This is a genomic window from Pseudomonas sp. FA117 (assembly GCF_057370475.1).
In genome coordinates, this window is the sequence record NZ_CM170675.1 from 4831054 (window position 1) to 4852082 (window position 21029).

The following is a 21029-nucleotide window of genomic DNA, read 5'->3' on the forward strand; positions in this document are numbered from 1 at the left end:
CAAAGGCCAGCTTTGCTACAATCGCGCATCAACCGGACCCCGAGGTGCCCATGAGCGAGCCGATTCGCCTGACCCAGTACAGCCACGGCGCAGGCTGTGGCTGCAAGATTTCCCCCAAGGTGCTGGATGTGATCCTCGCCGAGAGCGGCAGCCAGGCGCTGGACCCCAGACTGTGGGTCGGCAACGCCTCGCGTGACGACGCGGCGGTATACGCCCTGGACGACGAGCGCGGGGTGGTCTCGACCACCGATTTCTTCATGCCCATCGTCGACGACCCGTACGACTTCGGGCGAATCGCCGCAACCAACGCGATCAGCGACATCTACGCCATGGGCGGCGACCCGCTGATGGCCATCGCCATCCTCGGCTGGCCGGTCAACGTGCTGCCGCCCGAGGTCGCCCGCGAGGTGATCCGCGGTGGTCGCGCCGTGTGCGCCGAAGCAGGCATCCCGCTGGCTGGCGGACACTCCATCGACGCCCCCGAGCCGATCTTCGGCCTGGCGGTGACCGGCGTGGTCGGCAAGCGCAACCTCAAGCGCAACGACACCGCTACCGTCGGCTGCACGCTGTACCTGACCAAGCCGCTGGGCATCGGCATCCTCACTACCGCCGAGAAAAAGTCCAAGCTGCGCGAGCAGGACCAGGGCCTGGCGCGCGACTGGATGTGCACGCTGAACACGCCGGGCAGCCGCTTCGGCAAGCTCGACGGGGTCAAGGCGATGACCGACGTCACCGGCTTCGGCCTGCTCGGCCACCTGGTCGAGGTCGCCGACGGCAGCGGCCTGACCGCACGCCTGCAATTCGACGCGGTACCGCGCCTGCCAGGGGTCGAACATTACCTCGCCGAAGGCTGCGTGCCTGGCGGAACCCTGCGCAACCACGATAGCTATGGCCACAAGATCGGCGCGCTCAGCGACGAGCAGAAGCACCTGCTGTGCGACCCACAGACCAGCGGCGGCCTGCTGGTGGCCGTTAGCCCCGAGGGGCAGTCGGAGTTTCTCGCTGTCGCTGCCGAACTCGGCCTGGAGCTGGCGCCGATCGGCACGCTGGTCGAGCGACAGACCTACGCAGTCGAGGTGATTTGATGCGCCCCGACTGCACCGACTTCAAACAGCTGTTCCTCGACGATGTACCGATGATGGACATGCGCGCACCGGTCGAGTTTGCCAAGGGCGCCTTCCCCGGCGTCGTCAACCTGCCGCTGATGAACGACCAGGAGCGGCAGAAGGTCGGCACCTGCTACAAGCAGCAGGGTCAGAACGCTGCGATCGCCCTGGGCCACCAACTGGTCAACGGCCCGGTCAAGCAGCAGCGCCTCGAGGCCTGGGCGGCATTCGCCCAGGCCCATCCACAGGGTTACCTGTACTGCTTTCGGGGCGGCCTGCGCTCGCAGATCGTCCAGGGCTGGCTGAAAGACGCCGGCATCGACTACCCCCGGATCAAGGGCGGCTACAAGGCCATGCGCAGCTTCCTGCTGGAAACCACCGAGCAGGCAGTGGCGCAGTGCGATTTCGTGCTGGTGGGCGGGCTCACCGGCACTGGCAAGACCGATGTACTGCGACAACTGGACAATGTGCTGGACCTGGAAGGCCACGCCAACCACCGCGGCTCGAGCTTCGGCAAGCGCGCCACTGCACAACCGGCACAGATCGACTTCGAGAACGGCCTGGCCATCGATGTGCTGAAGAAACGTGCGCGCGGCATCGACCAGTTCGTCCTGGAAGACGAAGGGCGGATCGTCGGCAGCTGCACGGTACCGCTGACACTGTACCAGGGCATGCAGCAGTATCCGCTGGTGTGGCTGGAGGACAGTTTCGACAACCGCGTGCAGCGCATCCTGCGCGACTACGTGATCGACCTGTGCGCCGAGTTCGTCGCACTGCACGGTGAAGAAAACGGGCGCCGACTGTTTGCCGAGCGCATGCGCCAGAGCATGCTCAACATTCGCAAGCGCCTCGGCGGGGAACGCCTCCAGCGCCTGAGTGCGCTGCTCGAGCAGGCGCTGGAGGTGCAGTTGTGCAGCGGCGAGGTGGAGCTGCACCGGGGCTGGATCGAGGGCTTGCTCAGCGAGTACTACGACCCGATGTATGCGTACCAGCGCGAGGCGAAATCCGGCAGGGTCGAGTTTGCCGGGGATGCGGTCGAAGTGCGGGAGTATCTGAAGGCCCGGGCGCTGCGTCAGCGGTGACAATAAAGCGCCGTTCCCTCGGCGGGTCGCGTCGGCTCGGGCTCACTGACCCGGGCTGAGAATCCGCTCGAGCTCCGAGGCACGCTCGCGGGTCATGTCCAGCACGCACATGCCGCCTTCGAGCTGCGCCATGGTGCCGCCGCTGGCCTGCACATGGAACTTGCAGTTCTTGTCACGGAAGCTGATCCAGTCGCGCTGCACCGCGCGCAGGCTTTTCTGCTGGGTGGTATCGAGCTTGCCGAGCAGTTGCTTGTAGACGCGATTCAGGCGCTCATCCTGCAGATTGGTTTCATCCTTGATGCAGGCGCTCATCGCCACAGTGCTGGAGGCCTTGTCCATGCACGTGCCGTAGGCCGGGGAGTTCTCGTCGGCCTGAGCGTGCGAGGTGAAAGCCAGCGCGGCGACGATGGCCGCCAGGGAATGCTTGAGCATCGAGAAAGATCCTTTGATCGGAAAGGTACGAGCCTAACAGCCGGAGCACGGCAGCGCCGCACTGTGCTGGTGAAATCAGACCGGTCCTACTCCGACAAGTTCTCGCTCTGGCAATGCGCTCGCACAAGCTCGCGCAGCCACTGGTGCCCGGCGTCACCCTCGCGCCGGGCATGCCAGGCCTGGGTGAAGCCAAACGCGCTGATCGGCAGGGGTGGCTCGAAAACGCGCAGCGCCGGGCCTGGCGGGCTTGCCGCCAGGCTGCGCCGGGCCACGGTCAGCAGCAGGTCGGTGCCGGCCAGCACTGCCTGGGCCACCCCCCAGTGCGGGAGCGTGAGGGCGACACGCCGGCGGGCGCCCAAGGTCTTGAGGGCCTGGTCGATCTCGTTGTCGATGCCCGGCCTCACCGCCACCAGCACATGGGGACGGGCCAGCCAGGCATCCAGCGTCAGGCCGCCACGCTCGGGCAAGGTGCTGCGGTCGGCCACGCAGACGAAGGTTTCCTCGAACAGGCGCTGCTCATGAATCTCCGAGGGCAGGTCGGGAAACACCCCAAGGGCAAGATCCACCTCACCGTCGATCAGTTGTCCGAGCATGGCCTCGCGACTGCCCTGTGAAACCACCAGGTCGATGCCCGGTGCGCAGGTGCGCAACTGGCGCATCAGTGCAGGCAGCACCACCTGGGCGCCGTAGTCGGACATTGCCAGGCGAAAGGTGCGGCGCGCCCTGCCCGGTTCGAAGCCGGGGCTGCCCAGCAGGCCGTCCAGTTGCGCCAGCGCCTGCTGCAGTGGTTCACGCAGTGCCTGGGCACGCGGGCTGAGCACCAGGCGCGCACCCCGGCGCAGCAACAATGGGTCGCCGAAGATCTCGCGCAGTTGGGCCAGCGCATGGCTGACCGCCGGCTGGCTGCGGTGCAGGCGCAGCGCGGCGCGCGACACGTGCTGTTCGCTGAGCAGGGCATGCAGGGTCAGCAGCAGGTTCAGATCGATGCGGCGCAGATCATCCATAGGGCGAATACAGCCTGTGCAGAATTCGAATTTCCATCATTTAAGCGCATACCCGAGACTGCAGCCAGTTCATCCCAAGGAGTTTCCCATGCCCAATCTCTACAGCTTGTCTGCCGCGCTGCCGTTGCTCGTGGCCCTGCTTGCCGGTGCTGCGGTGCCCTTCCAGGCCGGTAGCAACGCGGCGCTGGGGCGCTTGCTCGGGCATCCGTTGTGGGCTGCGGGGGTTTCACTGCTGGTGAGCCTGATGATGCTGATTCCTGCCCTGCTGCTGATGCGCGCGCCCATGCCGCAGGTGCAGAACCTGACTCAGGCACCTTGGTGGGCCTGGCTGGGCGGCGTCGCCGGGGTGATCTACATCACTGCCGCGCTGGTGCTGACACCACGCCTTGGCGCGGCGGGGTTCATCGTCTGCGTGATTGCCGGACAGGTACTGTCTTCGCTGCTGATCGACCAGTTCGGCCTGATGGGGCTGCCGGAAAAACCGGTGAACCTGCTACGGCTGCTGGGGGTGGGGATGATCGTCGGCGGCATGCTGGTGGTGCAATGGGGCACCGCACGCGGGGCTTGAGCCCCAGTGCTCAAAGGGCCTGGGCGGCCTCCGGTGGCATCAGCACCTGGTCCACCTCGAAGCGCAGCGACGGCATCTGCGTGGCGGCGTACAGCATCACGCCCAGCGCGGCGATCAGTGCCACGTCCAGCCAGTTCCAGCCCGGCATGTCGGCGCTGCGACGGACCTTCCAGCACCACCAGGCCTGCCCTGCGCAGAACAGCAGGATCGATGCCAGCCACAGGTAGAACCCGGCGCCAAAACCGGTCACGTCATGGAAGGCGTAACTCTGGTTGTCCGGCAAGCGCTGGATGGCGAAGCTGCTCGCCGCCAGGTACAACGCCAGCAGGCCACACAGCAGCGAGAACCGGCGCAGTCGCCGATGGCTCAGCACCGCCAGTGCCAGCAACGGATTGGCGAACCATTGGTACAGTTCGAACGCCACGCCCCAAGGGCCATAGAGCAGCATCTGCAGCGCAGGCATCTGCCGCCCGGCGCCCATCAGCGCACCGTCGAAGAAAAGGCCGAGCAGGTACAGCAGCAGGCTGATACTCAGGTAGTAGGCTGGCAACCGGGGCTCCATCGGGTCGGGCGAAACCCCGACCTTACCGCACCTGCGCCTCAGGCGACAGGCGGTTCGAGCAGCAGCCCGTAGATCCCCGAGTCCGACAACTCGCCCGCCACGCACCAGCGGGCGCGCAAGGTGCCTTCGAGCACGAAGCCCTGGCGCTCGAGGGTGCGCGCCGACCCCTGGTTGCGCGGGTCGATCTCCGCTTCCAGGCGACGCATGTGCAGGGTGTGGGCCAGGTAGTCGACGAAACAGGTCAGCGCCTCGTCCATGTAGCCACGCCCTTGCACGGCCTTGGCCAGGCAGTAGCCGATCTCGCCACGGCGCGACTCCTGGTCGAGGTTGAACAGCTGGACCATGCCGATCAGCTCGCCGTTGTCGCGTCGGTACATGCCGAGCTTGAGCAGGTTGCCGGCCGCATAGGCTTCGCGGTCTGCGGCCAGGGCGCTTTCGGCCTCGGCCAGTTCCTGCCAGGGTGCGTGGTGCCAGAAACGCATGACCTCAGGATCGGCCATGATGGTCAGCCACTGCGCCGCATCGCCATGACGCATGGGGCGCAATTGCAGGCGCGGGCTGTCCAGGCACAGGTCGCTGGGGAAACTGCGGGGGTGGGTCACGCCGGGACTCCTGTCCGAGTACGGGAAGATGACAGTCTAGCGTCAGCGGCGTGATGAAAGTAAGTCGTGCGTCGGTGAAGCCACTGCGATCTGTCCCGCGTTGGGGCTGCGTTGCAGCCCCTGCGGTTCAGCCCTTCAGAAGCCCATGCTGAAGCTCAGCACCACACCATGGTCGCGGTTCTCGCTGGACAGCTGCCCGGAGTACCCCACGCCCAGCTTGCCGCTCTGCCCCACGGCCAGGTCGACACCGGCCTCGACCACCGCAGCATCGCGTGCGATCGGTACGCCTTCGGTGCTGAAGCCTGCACCACCGGCGATGAAGCGAGCGTCGGCATCGGGCTTGGTGTCGCCGAAGGCATGCCGCCAGCCGACCGACAGCCGAGGCGTGATCTCGCTGCCGTTGTCGAGCTTGATGCGCTTGCCGGCACGCACCCCGACGGTGGAGAAGGTCACGTCCTGATCGACGCTGGCCTTCAGACGGCCCTCGCCACCCTTCTCACGGGCACTGTCGCTGTCGTAGTTGACGTAGGCAAGGCCTGCGAACGGTTCCAGGGCGATACCACCGGCGTCGATGGCGTAACCCACCTCGCCGAACACCTGGGCGCTGCGCGCCTTGTACTTGGCTTTCAGGCGATCGTCGTAGCTGCCGACCTGGACATCACGCTTGGTGTCGATGTCATGCCAGGTGTAGCTGGCACCCAGGCGGGCGGCGAAGGCGTCCATCTGGTAGCCCAGGTAGGTGGCCAGGTGGTAGCTGTCGACGCTGGCGTCCGACTGCCGACGATGGGCATCGATGCTGCTGCGGGTGTAGCCCGCGGCGATACCGACCTTCCACTGCTCGTCCAGGGCGCGGTCGACACCGAGCATGAAGCCGGACAGATCGCGGTCGACGCTGGCGTGGCTGCTGCTGCCATCGTAGTCACCCCAGCCGCCGATGGCGCGGATCCAGCCCACGGCCTGGCCCTGGCAACCTTCACTAGTCAGCTGCTGGTTGGCCGTCGGTGCCAGGGTGCGGCGTGGATCGTCTTCGCGGCTGCAGTCCGGCTGACGCATACGGTCGTTGACCGCGTCGCGGATGTAGCGCGAATCCTCGATGAGCACGGTCGCGGTGCTGGCATGGATCTCGCCGGACAGGCTGTCGAACGCCGACTGCGCGGCCTGACGGTCGAGCGGCAGGATGTTGTTGCGCAGGCTGGCCGGCGCTCCGGCGCTTTCCAGGGCAGTGGCGACACCACGCTGGTTGCCAGAGGCGGCGACGTCGGCGAAGGAGTTGCCATTGCGGCTGACCGACAGGGTCACCTGGTTGGCGCCGTAGTCGATCGAGCTGTTGAGGAACGCCGAGTTCACCAGGTTGTTGCTGGCGAAGGTGCCGTTGACGCCGCCCGCTGCGCTGACCACGGTGTACTGCCCGTTGCCACCGGCAAGGTTGGCCACCGTCAGGCTGCCGCCCAGGTTGGCCGTGCCGCCGACATTCAGGTAGTTCACCGGCGCGGTGCCCAGGTCGATGACCAGGTTGCCGTCGCTGGCGTTGGTGAAGTTGCCGCTGACGTTGAGGTTGCCCGCAGGGCCTGGCAGCACGGTGCCGTGGTTGGTCAGGCCGGCGACGGTACCGTTGCCGGTCAGCGCTGCACCGTTGGCCACCGTGACCTGGGCGCCGAGATTGGTGCCCGGGTTGTCGGCGTTACCCACCTGCAGCGTGCCCTGGTTGACGTTGAAGGCCCCGCTGAAAGGCTGGTTGCCGGTCAGCAGCAGGCTGCCAGCGCCTTGCTTGGTGGTGGTGCCGGTACCGCTGAGGGTGCCGTTGAAGGTGCCGTTGCTGCCCTGTGCGAACACCAGGTTGGCGTTGTTGGTGATGTTGCCCTGCAGGCTGGTGGTATTACCGGCCAGGGTGCCACCACTGACGATGGTGCCGCCGCTGTAGGTGTTGGCACCGCTGAGCACCAGGGTGCCGGCGTCGAGTTTCTCGATGCCGCCGGTGCCGACCAGTGGCGCACTGATCACCGCGCTGGCACCGGCATTGACCCGTACCGGCGCCAGGCTGCCGTCGGTGCCGTTGACCGGGCTCAGGCTGCCGCCTGTACCCGGTACCACCTGGTAGCCGTCGCTGAGGAACTGCATGCCGCTGAACGACTGGTTGCCGACCACGGTGACAGTGCCCGGCTGGCCACCGAACACGGCGAAGGCATCGCTCCAGGTCTCGCCGGTGGTGCCATTGGAGTTGGTCCAGTTGGTACCCGGACCCCAGGTGCCGCTGCCACCGCCGATGCTGCCGTCAGGATTGGTCTTGCCGCCGTTCCAGAACTGCAGCTGGTCGCCTGCCCCCTGCACCACCAGGTTGATCTGGTTGGCGATGGCGGTCTGCAAGCTCAGGTCGCCCAGGGCCACGCTGCCGGGGATGGCACCAAAGACCAGGCCGTTGTTGGTCAGCACCCCGCCGTAGTTGAACAGCTGGTAGACACCGGTGCCGAAACCGCCGGCATCGGTGATGTTCAGGGTACCGTCGAGCACCAGGTTGCCGTTGACCTTGACCACGGTGGTGGAGGCCGCTGGCGCGCCGAGGGAGAAGTCCAGGGCACTGCCGGCGCTGAGGTTCAGGCTGCCCACGGTCAGCGGCGTGCTGCTCTGGCCGGCGGCCAGCGTGGCGCCGTCGGCGATCTGCACGGCACCGGCGTAGGTGCCGCTGCCGCCCAGTCGGGCGCCGGTGGCGACCTGCACGGTGGCGCTGTCCAGGCGGCCGTTGACCAGCAGGCTGCCAGCATTGACGGTGGTGGCCCCGGTCAGGCCGTTGACGCCGGTCAGCAGCAGTTCGCCGGTGCCGTTCTTGGTCAGCGTACCGTTGCCGGTGAGGTTGCCGGTGTAGCTGCCGTTGGCGTTCTGCTCGAAGGTCAGCGCCGCATTGTTGAGGATTGCACCCTGCAGGCTGGTGGTGTTGCCGACCACGCTGCCGGCATTGATCTGGGTGCCGCCGCTGTAGCTGTTGCTGCCGCCCAGGGTCAGTTGGCCTGCGCCGTTCTTGACCAGCCCGCCAGCACCGCTGATGTTGCCGTTGAGCGTCAGCGCGTTGCTGCCACCGATGGCCAGCGCGCCGTCGAGCACCGCGGCGTTGGCCAGGGTGACGGCGGTGTTGCTGTCCAGGGTAGTGCCCGCGGCGGCGGTCAGGGTGCCGCTGCCCAGGGCGCTGTTGTTGCCGACCACCAGGGTGCCGCCATTGAGCGCGGTCCCTCCGCTGTAGCCGCTGGCAGCGTTGAGCACCAGGGTGCCGGCGTCGTATTTGGCGACACTGCCGGTCCCGTTCAGGGCGACGTTGAGGGTCGCCGTGCTGCCACTGTCAACGCGCAGGTTGGTGGCGCCACTGGTGCTGGTCAGCAACTCGCCCGCCGCTCCCGCATCGAGCACGTAGCCATCGGTGATGAACTGCAGGCCGGTGATGCTGCGGCTGCCGTTGACGGTGACGGTCCCGGTTGCGCCCTGGAACACGGCGAAGGTGTCGTTCCAAGGGGTGTTGAGCACACCATTGGCATCGGTCCAGTTGGTGTTGGTCGCATCCCAGACCCCGCTGCCGCCCTGGATCACACCATCGGCGATGGTATTGCTGCCATCCCAGAACAGCACGTTGCTGGCACCGCCGACCACCAGGTTGACCTGATTGGCGATGGCCGTCTGCACGGTCAGGTCGGTCACCGGTACCGGCGTGGTGCCGAAGGTCATGCCATTGTTGACCAGGCTGCCGCCGTAGGCGAACAGGCGGTACACACCGGCACCGAAGCCGCCGATGTCGGTGACATTGAGGGTGCCGCCGAGGGTCAGGTCGTTGGCCACGTTGACCAAGGCGCCACTGCCGCCAGTCGGTGCACCGAGCGCGGCATTGAAGTTCGCTCCCGAGTCCAGCGACAGGTTGCCGGCGTTCAGCGTCGCACCACTGACAGCCGCGAGCGTCGCACCACTGGCCACGGCAACCGAGCCGCCGAGGCTGCCGGCACCGGACAAGGTGGCACCACTGGCCACGTTGACCGCGCTGCTGGACAGCGAGCCGTCGACCTTCAGGCCGCCGGCCTGCACGTTGGTGTTGCCGGTGTGGCTGTTGCTGCTGTTCAGGGCCAGGGTGCCGGCGCCCAGCTTGTTGAGGGTGCCGGTGCCGCTGATGTTGCCGTCGAACACACCGCCTTCGACATTCAGGCTGTTGCCCGCAGCGATCTGGATCGCACCGGTACCGCCGATGTCGCCGAGGCTGGTGTTGCCGTCCAGGTTCAGGGTCGCACCGGAGCTGACATTCAACTCGCTCTGGGTGCCCAGCGCCGTGGTACCGATGGTGCTCAGGCTGCCCGAGAGGATGTTGAGGATGCCGCTGAAGGTGTTGTTGCCCGAGAGCGTAAGGTCGGCCAGGCCGTTCTTGTTCAGCACGCCGTTGCCGCTGAGCACACCGGCCAGCTGCAGGTCGTTGCTGCCCAGCACGTTGAGGGTGCCGGTGACATTGACCGGGTTGGCCAGGGTGACGGCGCTGTTGCTGTCGAGGCTGGCATTGCCGGTGACATCCAGGCCGCCGGTGCCAAGCGCCGCGTTGTTGCCCACCACCAGGGTGCCGGCCTGCAGCTCGGTGCCACCGCTGAAGGTGTTGGCGCCCAGCAGGCTGAACTGCGCGTTGCCGGACTTGACCAGGCGCCCTGCCCCGGCCACGGTGCCGCCCAGTGCCAGGTCGTTGCCGCCGAGCACGTTGAGGTTGCCGGCCAGGTTGAGGTTGTTGGCCAGTGTCACCGCCTGGCTGCTGTCCAGGCTGGTGCCTGCCGCGGCGTTCAGCGCTCCGCTGCCCAGTGCGCTGTTGGAACCGACCACCAGGGTGCCGCCATCGAGCGCGGTGCCGCCGCTGTAGCTGTTGTTGCCCGACAGCGCCAGCTGCGCAGTGCCGGCCTTGACCAGGCCACCGGCGCCGCCGATGTTGCCGCTGAGCGCCAGGTCGTTGCTGCCGCTCAGGTTCAGCGGGCCGGCCAGGTTGATTGCATTGGCCAGGCTCACGCTCTTGTTGGCATCCAGGGTGGTGCCCGCGGCAGTGTCCAGCACACCGCTGCCCAGTGCGCTGTTGCTGCCCACTACCAGGGTGCCGCCGCTCAGTTGGGTGCCGCCGCTGTAGCTGTTGCTGCCGTTGAGCACCAGGGTGCCGGTGTCGAGCTTGTTCAGCTTGCCGATGCCGGCCAGGCCGACATCGAGGGTGGCGACCACGCCCGGGTCGACCCGCACGCTGGTGTCGCCGCTGCTGCCGTTGACCAGGTCCAGCAGGCCGGCGGTCCCGGCCAGCAGGCGATAGCCGTTGCTGACGAACTGCATGCCGTTGACGCTCTGGCTGCCCTCGACGGTGACGTCGCCAGCGGTGCCCTGGAACACTGCGAAGGTGCTGCCCCAGGTGGTGTTGACGGTGCCGTTGAGGTCGGTCCAGTTGGTGTTGCCGGCATTCCACACACCGGCGCCACCGTCGACCTGGCCGTTCGCAACGCTCTGGCTGCCGTCCCAGAACTGGATGTTCAGGCCGCTGGAGCTGACCAGCAGGTTGATCTGGTTGGCCAGAGCGGTCTGCAGCGACACATCGCCAAGGGCCACGCCCAGCGGCAGGGTGCCGAAGTCCAGGCCGTTGTCGGTGAGCGCACCGGCGTAGTCGAACAGGCGGTACACACCGTTGCCGAAGCCACCGATGTTGCTGACGTTGAGGGTACCGTCGAGGGTCAGGTTGCCGCCGACGTTGAACAGTGCGGTGCCGCCGGTGCCTGGCGAGGCCAGGCCGACGTCGACGATCGATCCGCTGTTGAGCACCAGCGAACCAAGGCCGAGGGTGGCGCCGCTGTTGCCGACCAGATGACCGCCATTGGCGATGGTGACCGGCGCAGCAACGTTGCCGCTACCGGTGAGGCTGGCGCCGCTGGCAACGTTCAGGCCTGCGCTGGCCAGGCTGCCATCGACCTTGAGGGTACCGCCGCCGACCTCGCTGGTGCCAAGCAGGGTGCTGGCGCCACTCAGTGTGAGCACGCCGGTGCCGACCTTGTTCAGGTTGCCCGCGCCGCCCAGTACACCGGCAAAGGTGCTGTCGGCGTTGTTGCCGCCAATGCTGAGGGTCGCACCACCGCCGACCTGCGCCTGGCCGCTACCGGTCAGGGCGGCCAGGTTGGCATCGCCGTTGAGGTTGAGCAGGCCGCTGGCGCCAATATTGATCCCGGCGACGCTGTCCAGCACACCGGACCCGAGGGTGGTGACCGAGCCGTTCTGGATGTCCAGGCTGCCGGTGAGGGTCTTGGCTCCAACCAGGGTGGCGTCTTCGACGCCGGTCTTGATCAGGTTGCCGCCACCGCCGAGGTTGCCACTGACCACCAGCGCGTTGCCCACATCCAGGGTCAGGGCGCTGCCGGTAGCGACGTTGACAGCGTTGGCCAGCACCATCGGTGAAGCGTTGGCCAGGGTGGCATTGCCGGTGACATCGAGCGAGCCGGTGCCAAGCGCACCGCTGTTGCCCAGGGTCAGCGTGCCGGCGGCCAGTTCGGTGTTGCCCTGGTAGCCGTTGTTGCCATTGAGTGCGAGGTTGCCGCTGCCGGTCTTCACCAGGCCGCCAGTACCATTGATGACGCCATTGAGCGCCAGGTCGTTGGTGCCGGCGACGGTCAGCCCGGCATTGAGGTTGAGGTTGTTGGCCAAGGCCACGGCTGTGGTCCCGGCCAGGGTGGAAGCGCCGGCGACGGTCAGCGCGCCGAGCCCCAGGGCATCGTTGTTGCCGACCTGCAGGGTGCCGCCGTTGAGGGTGGTGCCGCCGGCATAGGCGTTGGCAGCGGCAAGGGTCAGGGTGCCGGTGCCGTTCTTCACCAGCGCACCCGTGCCATCGACCACGCCACCCAGGGTCAGGTCACCTGTGCCCGGCACTGTGAGGGTGCCGCCCAGGTGCACGGCATTGGCCAGGTTGACGGTGCCCGCGGCATCCAGGCTGGCGCTGCCGCCGACACTGAGATCACCGCTGCCCAGCGCCGCGTTGTTGCCGACGATCAGGCTGCCGGCATTGAGGGTGGTGCCACCGCTATAGGTGTTGGCACCGCTCAGGGTGAGGCTGGCGTTACCTGCCTTGACCAGCGCGCCGGTGCCGGCGACCACACCGCTCAGGGTGAGGTCCTGGCCACCTGCCAGGGTGAGGTTGGCGCCGTTCAGGTTGACCGCGTTGGCCAGGGCGATTGCCTGCGCCGTGTCGAGCGTTGCCGCGCCGGTGACGTTCAGGGCGCCGCTGCCGATGGCGCCGGCATTGCCCAGCAGCAGGCTGCCAGCCTGCAGGGTGGTGCCGCCGCTGTAGTTGTTGGCGCCATTGAGGACCAGTTGGCCGATGCCGGATTTGTCCAGCGCGCCGGCGCCGCTGATGACACCGTCGAGGGTCAGGCTCTGTGCATTGGTGACGCCCAGCGTGGCGCCTGCGCCGAGCCCGATGGCGTTGGCCACCTGCAGGGCGCCGTTGGCGACCAGGGCACTGTTGCCGGTCACCGACAGGTTGCCACTGCCCAGCGCTGTGTTGTTGCCCAGTGTGAGTGTGCCTGCGGCCAGGGTGGTGGTGCCCTGGTAGGTATTGGCGCCACTCAGGGTCAGGTTGCCGGTGCCGGTCTTGGTCAGGCCGGCGGCACCGCTGACCTGGCCGTTCAGGGTCAGGTCGTTGTTGCCGACGAAGGTCAGGTCGCCATTGAGCACCACCTGGTTGGCGACGTTGTTCAGCGCGCTGGTGGTGGCAAGATTGGCAGCACCGCCGACGGTCAGCGTACCCGTGCCCAGGGCCTGGTTGTTGCCCAGGGTCAGGGTACCGGCATTGAGCGTGGCGCCACCGGCAAAGGTGTTGCCGCCAGTGAGCGTGAGGTTGGCGCCGCCGTTCTTGATCAGTCCACCAGCGCCGGTGACCAGCCCGCCGAGCGTCAGGTCATTGCTGCCGGCCACGGTGAGGTTGCCGGCGAGGTTGACGGTATTGCCGATGACGCGCGCGCCGCTGCTGTCCAGCGTGGTACCCGCTGCGGCATTGAGCTGGCCAAGGCCCAGGGCCGAATCGCTTGCCAGCACCAGGGTTCCGGCATTGAGGTTGGTGTTGCCCAGGTAGCCATTGGTGCCCGCCAGGGTGAGCACGCCGGCACCGTTCTTGGTCAGCCCGGCCGCGCCGGTGACGTTGCCGTTGAGCGCCATGTCCTGCGCTGCGTCCAGGGTCAGGTTGCCGAGCAGGTTGATCTGGTTGGCCAGTGCCACACTGGCGCTGCTGCCCAATGTGGTGCCGCCCAGTGCGTTCAACGCTCCGCTGCCCAGCGCCGTGTTGCTGCCGACCACCAGGGTGCCGGCGTTCAGGCTGGTGGCACCGGAATAGCTGTTGCTGCCGTTGAGGGTGAGCACGCCACTGCCGGTTTTCACCAGGCCACCGGTGCCACTGATGGCGCCACCGAGGGTCAGGTTGCTGGTACCCGGCAGGGTCAGGTTCGCATTCAGCGCGAGGGTGTTGGCCAGGCTCAGGTCGGTGCTGGCGGCCAGGCTCGAAGCGCCGCCGACGACCAGCCCGCCAGTGCCCAGAGCCTGGGCGTTGCCCAAAGTCAGCGTGCCAGCGTTGAGGGTGGTTCCGCCGGTGTAGGTGTTGGCATTGCCCAGGGTCAGATTGGCGCCGCCATTCTTGGTCAGGCTGCCGGCGCCTGCGACGACGCCGCTCAGCCCCAGGTCGGCGCTGCCGCCGACCGTCATGCCGCCATTGAGGGTGAAGGCGTTGCCCAGGGTGACCGCTGTGTTGCTGTCCAGGGTGGTGTTGGTGGCGGCCGTGACCGCGCCTGCCCCAAGCGCAGTATTGTTGCCGACGATGATCTGCCCACCCTGCAGCAGGGTACCGCCGCTGTAGCTGTTGGCCCCGTTGAGTACCAGGGTACCGGTGTCGAGCTTGGCCAGTTGACCGGTGCCGACAAGCCCCGCATTGATGGTGGCGGTGACGCCCGGATCGACCCGCACGGCAAAGGCGCCGTTGCTGCCGTTCACCATGTTCAGGTTGCCTGCACCGATCAGGCGATAGCCATCGGTGACGAACTGCAGGCCAGTGGCAGCCTGGGTACCGGCCAGGGTCACGTCACCCGCGTCCCCCTGGAAGACCGCGAACGTTCCTCCCCACGAACTGTTGAGCGTGCCATTGATGTCGGTCCAGTTGGTGCCGCCGCTACTCCAGGTGCCGGTCCCGCCGTCGATGACGCCATTGGCCACGCTCTGCACGCCGTCCCAGAACTGCACTCCACCGGCTGCACCGCCAACCAGCAGGTTGATCTGCGCACCGATGGCCGTCTGCACCTCAAGATCGCCCGGCAGCACGCTGCCAGGAACGCTGCCGATCACCAGGCCGTTGCCGGCCAGCGCGCCGGTGTAGTCGAACAGCCGGTAGATACCGGTGCCGAAGCCGCCAATGTCGGTGACGTTGAGCGTACCCTCCAGGGTCAGGTTGCCGTTGACATTGACCAGCGCCGTGCCGCCCGTGGCGGGCGAGCCGAGGCCGAAGTCGAGGATCGATCCGCTGTGCAGGGTCAGGGCGCCGGTATTGAGCGTTGCCCCGCTGTTGGCGAGCAGGTGGGCGCCGTTGGCGATGTCCACTGCGCCGAGTACGCTGCCGGTGCCGCCGAGGCTGGCACCGAGATTGACCTGAACGTTCGGGCTGGTGAGCGAGCCGGTGACGTTGAGCAGGCCGCCGTTGACCGTGGTGTTGCCGCCCAGCACGCTGACGCCGGCCAGTTCGAGGGCGCCGGTGCCGGTCTTGATCAGCCCGCCGCCGCCCGCCAGGGCACCGCTGAACACGTTGTTCAGGTTGCTGCCGCCAACGGTCAGGTCGCTGCCTCCGGCCACGTTCACCGCGCCGGCACCGCTGAGGCCGCCGACGCTGGTGCTGGCGCCGAGGTTCAGGCTCGCGCCTGCACCGACATTGACGCCGGAGGTATTGCCCAGGGCGCCACTGCCTACCGTGGTAAGGCTGCCGCCCAGCAGGTCCACGGCACCGCTGAAGGTGTTGTTGCCACTGAGGGTCAGGTCGGCCAGGCCATTCTTGATCAGGCCGCCGGTGCCACTGATGGCTCCACTGAGGGTCAGGTCGTTGCTGCCGCCCAGGGTCAGGTTGGCGCCCAGGTCGATGGCATTGGCCAGGGTGGCGACAGCGCTGTTGTCCAGGCTGGCCGCCCCACCGACCGTGAGGGTACCGGTACCAAGGGCACTGTTGTTGCCGACGATCAGGCCACCGGCATTGAGGGTGGTGCCGCCGCTGTGGGTATTGATGCCGTCGAGGGTCAGGGTGGCGTTGCCGTTCTTGATCAACTGGCCGGTACCGCTGACGATACCGCCCAGAGTCAGGTTGTTGCTGCCCGCCAAGGTCAGGTCGGCATTCAGGCCGATGGCGTTGCCCAGGGTAATGGCGGCGCTGTTGTCCAGGCTTGCCGCACCGCCGACCGTCAGAGCGCCGCTGCCGATGGCGCTGGCGTTGCCCAGCACCAGGCCACCACCGTTCAACAGCGTGCCACCGGTGTAGGTGTTCAGGCCGTCGAGGGTCAGGGTGGCAGTGCCGTTCTTGATCAGCTGCCCGGTGCCGTCGATCAACCCGGTCAGGGTCAGGGCGTTGCTGCCCGCCAGGGTGAGGTCGGCGCCCAGGGTGATGGCGTTGGCGACGCTGAGCGCGGCGCTGTTGTCCAGGCTGCCGGCGCCGGCCACGGTGAGCTTGCCAGTGCCCAGCGAGGCGCCGTTGCCGATGACCAGACCGCCCGCGTTGAGGGTGGTGCCGCCAGCGTAGGTGTTGGCAGCGGTGAGCGTCAGCGTGGCTGCACCATTCTTGACCAGGCTGCCGGTGCCGCTGACCAGGCCGGTCAGGCCGAGATTGGCGGTGCCATCGATGGTCAGTGGGCCGCCGGTCACGCTGACGGCATTGCCCAGGGTCACGGCGGTGGAGGCATCCAGGCGAGTACCGGCGGCGGCATTGAGCACCCCGGTGCCAAGAGCGGTATTGCTGCCGACGACGATGCGCCCGGCGTTGAGGTTGGTGGCGCCGGTATTGGCGTTGGCGCCGGTCAGGGTCAGGGTGGTGGTGCCGTTCTTGGTCAGGCCGCCGGCACCGGCGATGACGCCACTGAGGGTCAGGTCATTGCTGCCGGGAAGGATGAGCGCCCCGGCCAGGTTCAGTGCGTTGCCGATGTTCAGGCCAGCCACGCTGGTATCCAGCGAAGTGCCGGCAGCAGCGTTGAGTGCACCGGTCCCCAGCGCCGTGTTGCTGCCCAGAACCAGGCTGCCGGCGTTGAGGGCGGTCGCGCCGCTCTGGGTATTGTTGCCGGTCAGGGTCAGGGTTGCCGCGCCATTCTTGATCAGCCCGCCCGTACCGCCGAGATTACCGGTCAGGGTCAGGTTGTTGCCTGCAGCCAGGGTCAGGTTGGCGCCCAGGTTGACATCGTTGCCAAGGCTCATCGCCGTGCTGTTGGCCAGGGTGGCAGCACCACCGACGCTGAGTGCGCCAGTGCCGAGCGCTGCAGCACTGGCCAGGGTCAGGGTGCCGGCATTGAGGGTCAGGCCGCCGCTGAAGGTGTTCGTCCCACCCAGGGTCAGGTTGGAGGCACCGTTCTTGACCAGCGCACCGGTGCCGCTGATCACGCCCGACAGCGTGGTGGCCGCACTACCCGGCAGGGTCAGGGTGTTGCCCGCGAGGTTGACCGCGTTGCCCAGGTCAACCGCCACACCGGCATCGAGACTGGCGTTGCCGCCCAGGGTCAGGGCGCCGGTGCCCAGGGCATTGTTGTTGCCGACGGTCAGCACGCCGGCATTGAGGGTGGTGCCGCCGCTGAAGGTGTTGTTGCCATTGAGCGTCAGGCCAGCGGCGCCATTCTTGACCAGCGCACCGGTGCCGCTGATGACGCCGCCCAGGGTGGTGGCGCTGGTACCCAGCAGGTTGAGGGTGTTGGCACCGAGGTCGATGGCGTTGGCCAGGGCGACAGCGCTGCTGGCATTGAGACCGGCGTTGCCGCCAAGGGTCAGGGCACCGGTACCCAGAGCGGTGTTGCTGCCAACCGTCAGGGTGCCGGCGTTGAGCAGGGTACCGCCACTGAAGGTGTTGTTGCCGCTGAGGCTCAGATCTGCGGCACCATTCTTGACCAGGGATCCCGCCCCGGCGACCACGCCGCCGAGACCGAGGTTGGCGCTGCCGCCAATGGTCAGCGCACCCGCCAGGTTCAGCGCATTGCCCAGGTTGGCCGCAGCACTGGCATCCAGGCTGGTGCCTGCCGCCGCATTGAGTACGCCAGTACCCAGTGCGCCGTTGCTGCCGACCACGATGGCGCCTGCGTTGAGGTTGGTGGCTCCGGCATAGGTATTGGCGCCGGTCAGGGTCAGGGTGGTCGCGCCATTCTTGGTCAGCCCACCGGCACCGGCGATGACGCCGCCCAGGGTCAGGTTGTTGCTGCCTGTCAGATTCAGGTTGCCGGCCAGGTTGACGTTGTTGCCGACGCTCAGGCCGGCGGCGCTGGTGTCCAGCGAGGTGTTGGCCGCGGCATTGAGCGCACCGGTCCCCAGCGCCGTGTTGCTGCCCAGGATCAGGCTGCCGGCGTTGAGGGTGGTTGCGCCGCTCTGGGTGTTGTTGCCCGTCAGGGTAAGGCTGGCCGAGCCGTTCTTGACCAGGCCGCCGGTGCCGCTGACTGTGCCGGCCAGGTTCAGGTTGTTGGCGCCGGCCAGGGTCAGGTTGGCCCCCAGGTTGACACCGTTGTTCAGGGTCATCGCCGCCGTGTTGGCCAGGGTCGCAGCCCCACCGACGCTCAGCGCGCCAGTACCGAGCGCGGCCGCATCGGCCAGGGTCAGGGTGCCGGCATTGAGCGTCAGGCCACCAGTGAAGGTGTTGGCGCCTCCCAGGGTGAGGTTGGTCGTGCCGTTCTTGACCAGTGCACCCGTACCGCTGATCACTCCACCGAGGGTGGCTGCAGCGGTGCCCGGCAAGGTCAGGGTATTGCCCCCCAGGTTGACTGCGTTACCCAGGTTCACCGCGACACCGGCATCGAGGCTGGCGTTGCCACCCAGGCTCAGGGCACCGGTACCCAGGGCACTGTTGCTGCCGACGGTCAGGGTTCCCGCATTGAGCGTGGTGCCGCCGCTGAAGGTGTTGGTGCCGTTGAGTGTCAGGCCTGCGGTGCCGTTCTTGACCAGTGCACCGGTGCCGCTGATCACCCCACCGAGGGTGGTGGCGCTGGTGCCCAGCAGATTGAGGGTATTGGCGCCGAGATTGACTGCGTTGCCCAGGCTTGCCGCCGTGCTGGCATCCAGGCTGGTGCTGGCGCCAAGGGTCAGTGCACCGGTGCCCAAGGCGTTGCCGTTGCCCACCACCAACGCACCGCCGTTGACGGTCGTGCCGCCGCTGAAGGTGTTGTTGCCGTTGAGCGTCAGGCTGGCCGTCCCGTTCTTGACCAGTGCACCAGTACCGCTGATCACCCCGCCCAGGGTGGTGGCGCTGGTGCCCAGCAGGTTGAGGGTATTGGCCCCCAGATTGACCGCGTTGCCCAGGCTTACCGCCGCGCTGGCATCCAGGCTGGTGCTGGCGCCAAGGGTCAGTGCACCGGTGCCCAGGGCATTGCCGTTACCCACCACCAACGCCCCGCCATTGACAGTCGTGCCGCCGCTGAAAGTGTTGTTGCCGTTGAGCGTCAGGCCGGCGCTACCGTTCTTGACCAATGCACCGGTGCCGCTGATCACCCCACCCAGGGTGGTGGCGCTGGTGCCCAGCAGGTTGAGAGTACTGGCGCCGAGGTTGACGGCGTTGCCCAGGCTGACGGCAGTGCTGGCATCCAGGCTGGCGTTGCCGGTCAGGGCCAGCGCGCCGGTGCCCAGGCCGGCGTTGTTGCCCACGGTGAGCGTGCCACCGCCAAGCGTGGTGCCGCCGCTGAAGGTGTTGATGCCATTGAGCGTCAGGTTGCCGGTACCGCTCTTGACCAGCGCGCCGGTACCGCTGAGCACGCCGCCCAGGGTCAGCGCATTGTTGCCCGGCAGGGTCAGGGTGCCGCCGGTGAGCTGTACTGCGTTGTTCAATACCAGCGGCACGCTGCCTTGCAGGCTGCCGGCCCCGGTGACCGTGAGGCCACCGCTGCCCAGTGCCGCAGCGCTGGTGAGGTTGAGGCCGCCCGCAGCCAGCGTGGTGCCACCGCTGTAGAGGTTGGTGCCGCTGAGGGTGAGCAGGCCGGCGCCGGTCTTGGTCAGGCCACCGACGCCGGAGACTACGCCAGCCAGCGTCATGTCGGTAGCCCCGCCGACGTTCAGGCCGCCGTTGAGGGTCAGCGCATTGGCCAGGCTCAAGCCAGCGACGGTCCCCGCCAGGCCACCGCCATTGACCGTGATCGCGCCGCTGCCGAAAGCGTTGGCGTTGTCGAAGTTGAGCAGCCCGCCATTGAGGGTGGTCTGGGTGGTGCCGTTGAGTACCTGGCCGATCAGGCTCCAGGTGCCGCTGTCGACGATCAGGCGATTGAAGTTGATGTAGTTGCCGGCATTGATGGTCCCGCTACCTGAGGTACCCGAACCGCCACCGATCGCATTCTGCAGGGCCAGGGTATTGGTGCCACCTGCGCCGCCGTCGACCGTGCCGGCCGGGGCGAAGGCCAGGTTGGGGTTGCCGGTGACCAACAGCGCAATACCGATGCCCAGACCTGCCGAGACACTGGAGCCGGTGACCGCATTGAAACGGTTGGTGCTGCCAGCGCCCATCGACAGGCTGCCGGTGATGGTGCCTGCGTTGGTGAAGGTGTTGCCCGCAGCAGAGGTCTGGAATGCGGTGCGCCCCAGGATGGTGCCCGAGTTGGTGAAATTGACCGCGCCGCCGCCGGTCACTGCGACCACCGGCGTATCCTCGCTGAGTATCGAGAGGCCTAGCAGGGCGTTGGAACCGATGGTGCCATTGTTGGTGATGTTGGTGATGCCAGTGGCGCCATTGCGTACATCCAGTGCCATGCCCGTCAGGCTGAGCAGGCTGGCACCGAGCAGTGCACCGGTACCTCGAATGACACCGGTGGCAGCGTTGGTGATGTTGATGGTACTGGCAGCCGCCGTGTTGCCGATCACGGCACCGGTGGATTGAAGGCTCAGCAGGCCGAGCAGCGTCGGATCGATGGTACCGGCGTTGTTCAGGGTGACGTTGTTGCCCGTCAGTGACAGCGCCGTGCCCCCCACCCCCAGCAACACGCCGACCGACGACCCCGCCTGGAAATTCACCGTAAGGTTGTTCGCCGTGGCGCTGTAACTGGGTGCGAGCGGGTTGGCCGCCCCCGTGCAGGTGACGGTGGCCCCCGCAGTGGGGTTGGCCGGGGTACAGGCGGCCAGCGCCTGTTCACTCGACAGGCCAAACGCCAGGGCGCCAACGGCCAGGCTCACGGCCAGCGACAAATGGGAGAGACGGGTAGGCAAAACGGAGGCGACGCTTCTGTCCACGGAGAGCTCCTTCGTGGATCAGGTATTTCGTCCTTGAACGCGTGCACAGCTATGTTGCCGGTTAGTCGAACGCGCGACGACGAAACACCTGACCATGGCTACATGATTCCTTGTTGGGAATGTGTAGCCGCTGGCGAGCAGGCATGGGGTGTCGCGGGGACGGTCAAATGGTGTTAATACTTTTTCTAGGCAGCACGTAATTCGCGGGCTGCAGAAGGGTGTCGCTTGGATCCAACCG

At 67.2% G+C, this 21029-nt stretch carries 8 protein-coding genes; 3 read left to right on the forward strand and 5 right to left on the reverse strand.

Going from position 1 to position 21029, the window contains the following annotated elements; all coding sequences use genetic code 11:
* The first annotated feature begins 50 nt into the window (after positions 1 to 50).
* Together selD and mnmH are read left to right on the forward strand one after the other, a co-directional pair.
* Entirely contained in the window at positions 51 to 1085 is a 1035-nt protein-coding gene (gene selD, locus AC1TXO_RS22370) for a selenide, water dikinase SelD (RefSeq protein WP_486403752.1), read from the forward strand.
* Entirely contained in the window at positions 1085 to 2188 is a 1104-nt protein-coding gene (gene mnmH, locus AC1TXO_RS22375) for a tRNA 2-selenouridine(34) synthase MnmH (RefSeq protein ID WP_486403753.1), read from the forward strand. Before selD ends, mnmH begins: the two co-directional genes overlap by 1 nt.
* A gap of 42 nt (positions 2189 to 2230) precedes the next feature.
* Here mnmH and AC1TXO_RS22380 read toward each other — a convergent pair whose 3' ends face one another.
* Positions 2231 to 2620, reverse strand: coding sequence for a lysozyme inhibitor LprI family protein (locus AC1TXO_RS22380; RefSeq protein ID WP_486403754.1), 390 nt, complete (start codon positions 2618 to 2620; stop codon positions 2231 to 2233).
* A gap of 86 nt (positions 2621 to 2706) precedes the next feature.
* Entirely contained in the window at positions 2707 to 3624 is a 918-nt protein-coding gene (locus AC1TXO_RS22385) for a LysR family transcriptional regulator (RefSeq protein ID WP_486403755.1), read from the reverse strand.
* 88 nt (positions 3625 to 3712) lie between these two features.
* Between AC1TXO_RS22385 and AC1TXO_RS22390 the strand changes: the two genes are divergently transcribed.
* Positions 3713 to 4192, forward strand: a complete 480-nt coding sequence (locus AC1TXO_RS22390) for a DMT family transporter (protein WP_486403756.1) — start codon at positions 3713 to 3715, stop codon at positions 4190 to 4192.
* Between the two features lie 10 nt (positions 4193 to 4202).
* Here the strand turns inward: AC1TXO_RS22390 and AC1TXO_RS22395 are convergent, their stop codons facing one another.
* The 3 genes from AC1TXO_RS22395 to AC1TXO_RS22405 form a co-directional block, all read right to left on the reverse strand.
* Positions 4203 to 4742, reverse strand: coding sequence for a hypothetical protein (locus AC1TXO_RS22395; RefSeq protein WP_486403757.1), 540 nt, complete (start codon positions 4740 to 4742; stop codon positions 4203 to 4205).
* Positions 4743 to 4792: 50 nt separating this feature from the next.
* Positions 4793 to 5356, reverse strand: coding sequence for a GNAT family N-acetyltransferase (locus AC1TXO_RS22400; RefSeq protein ID WP_486403758.1), 564 nt, complete (start codon positions 5354 to 5356; stop codon positions 4793 to 4795).
* Between the two features lie 135 nt (positions 5357 to 5491).
* Positions 5492 to 20791, reverse strand: coding sequence for an autotransporter-associated beta strand repeat-containing protein (locus AC1TXO_RS22405; RefSeq protein WP_486403759.1), 15300 nt, complete (start codon positions 20789 to 20791; stop codon positions 5492 to 5494).
* Between the last annotated feature and the right edge of the window lie 238 nt (positions 20792 to 21029).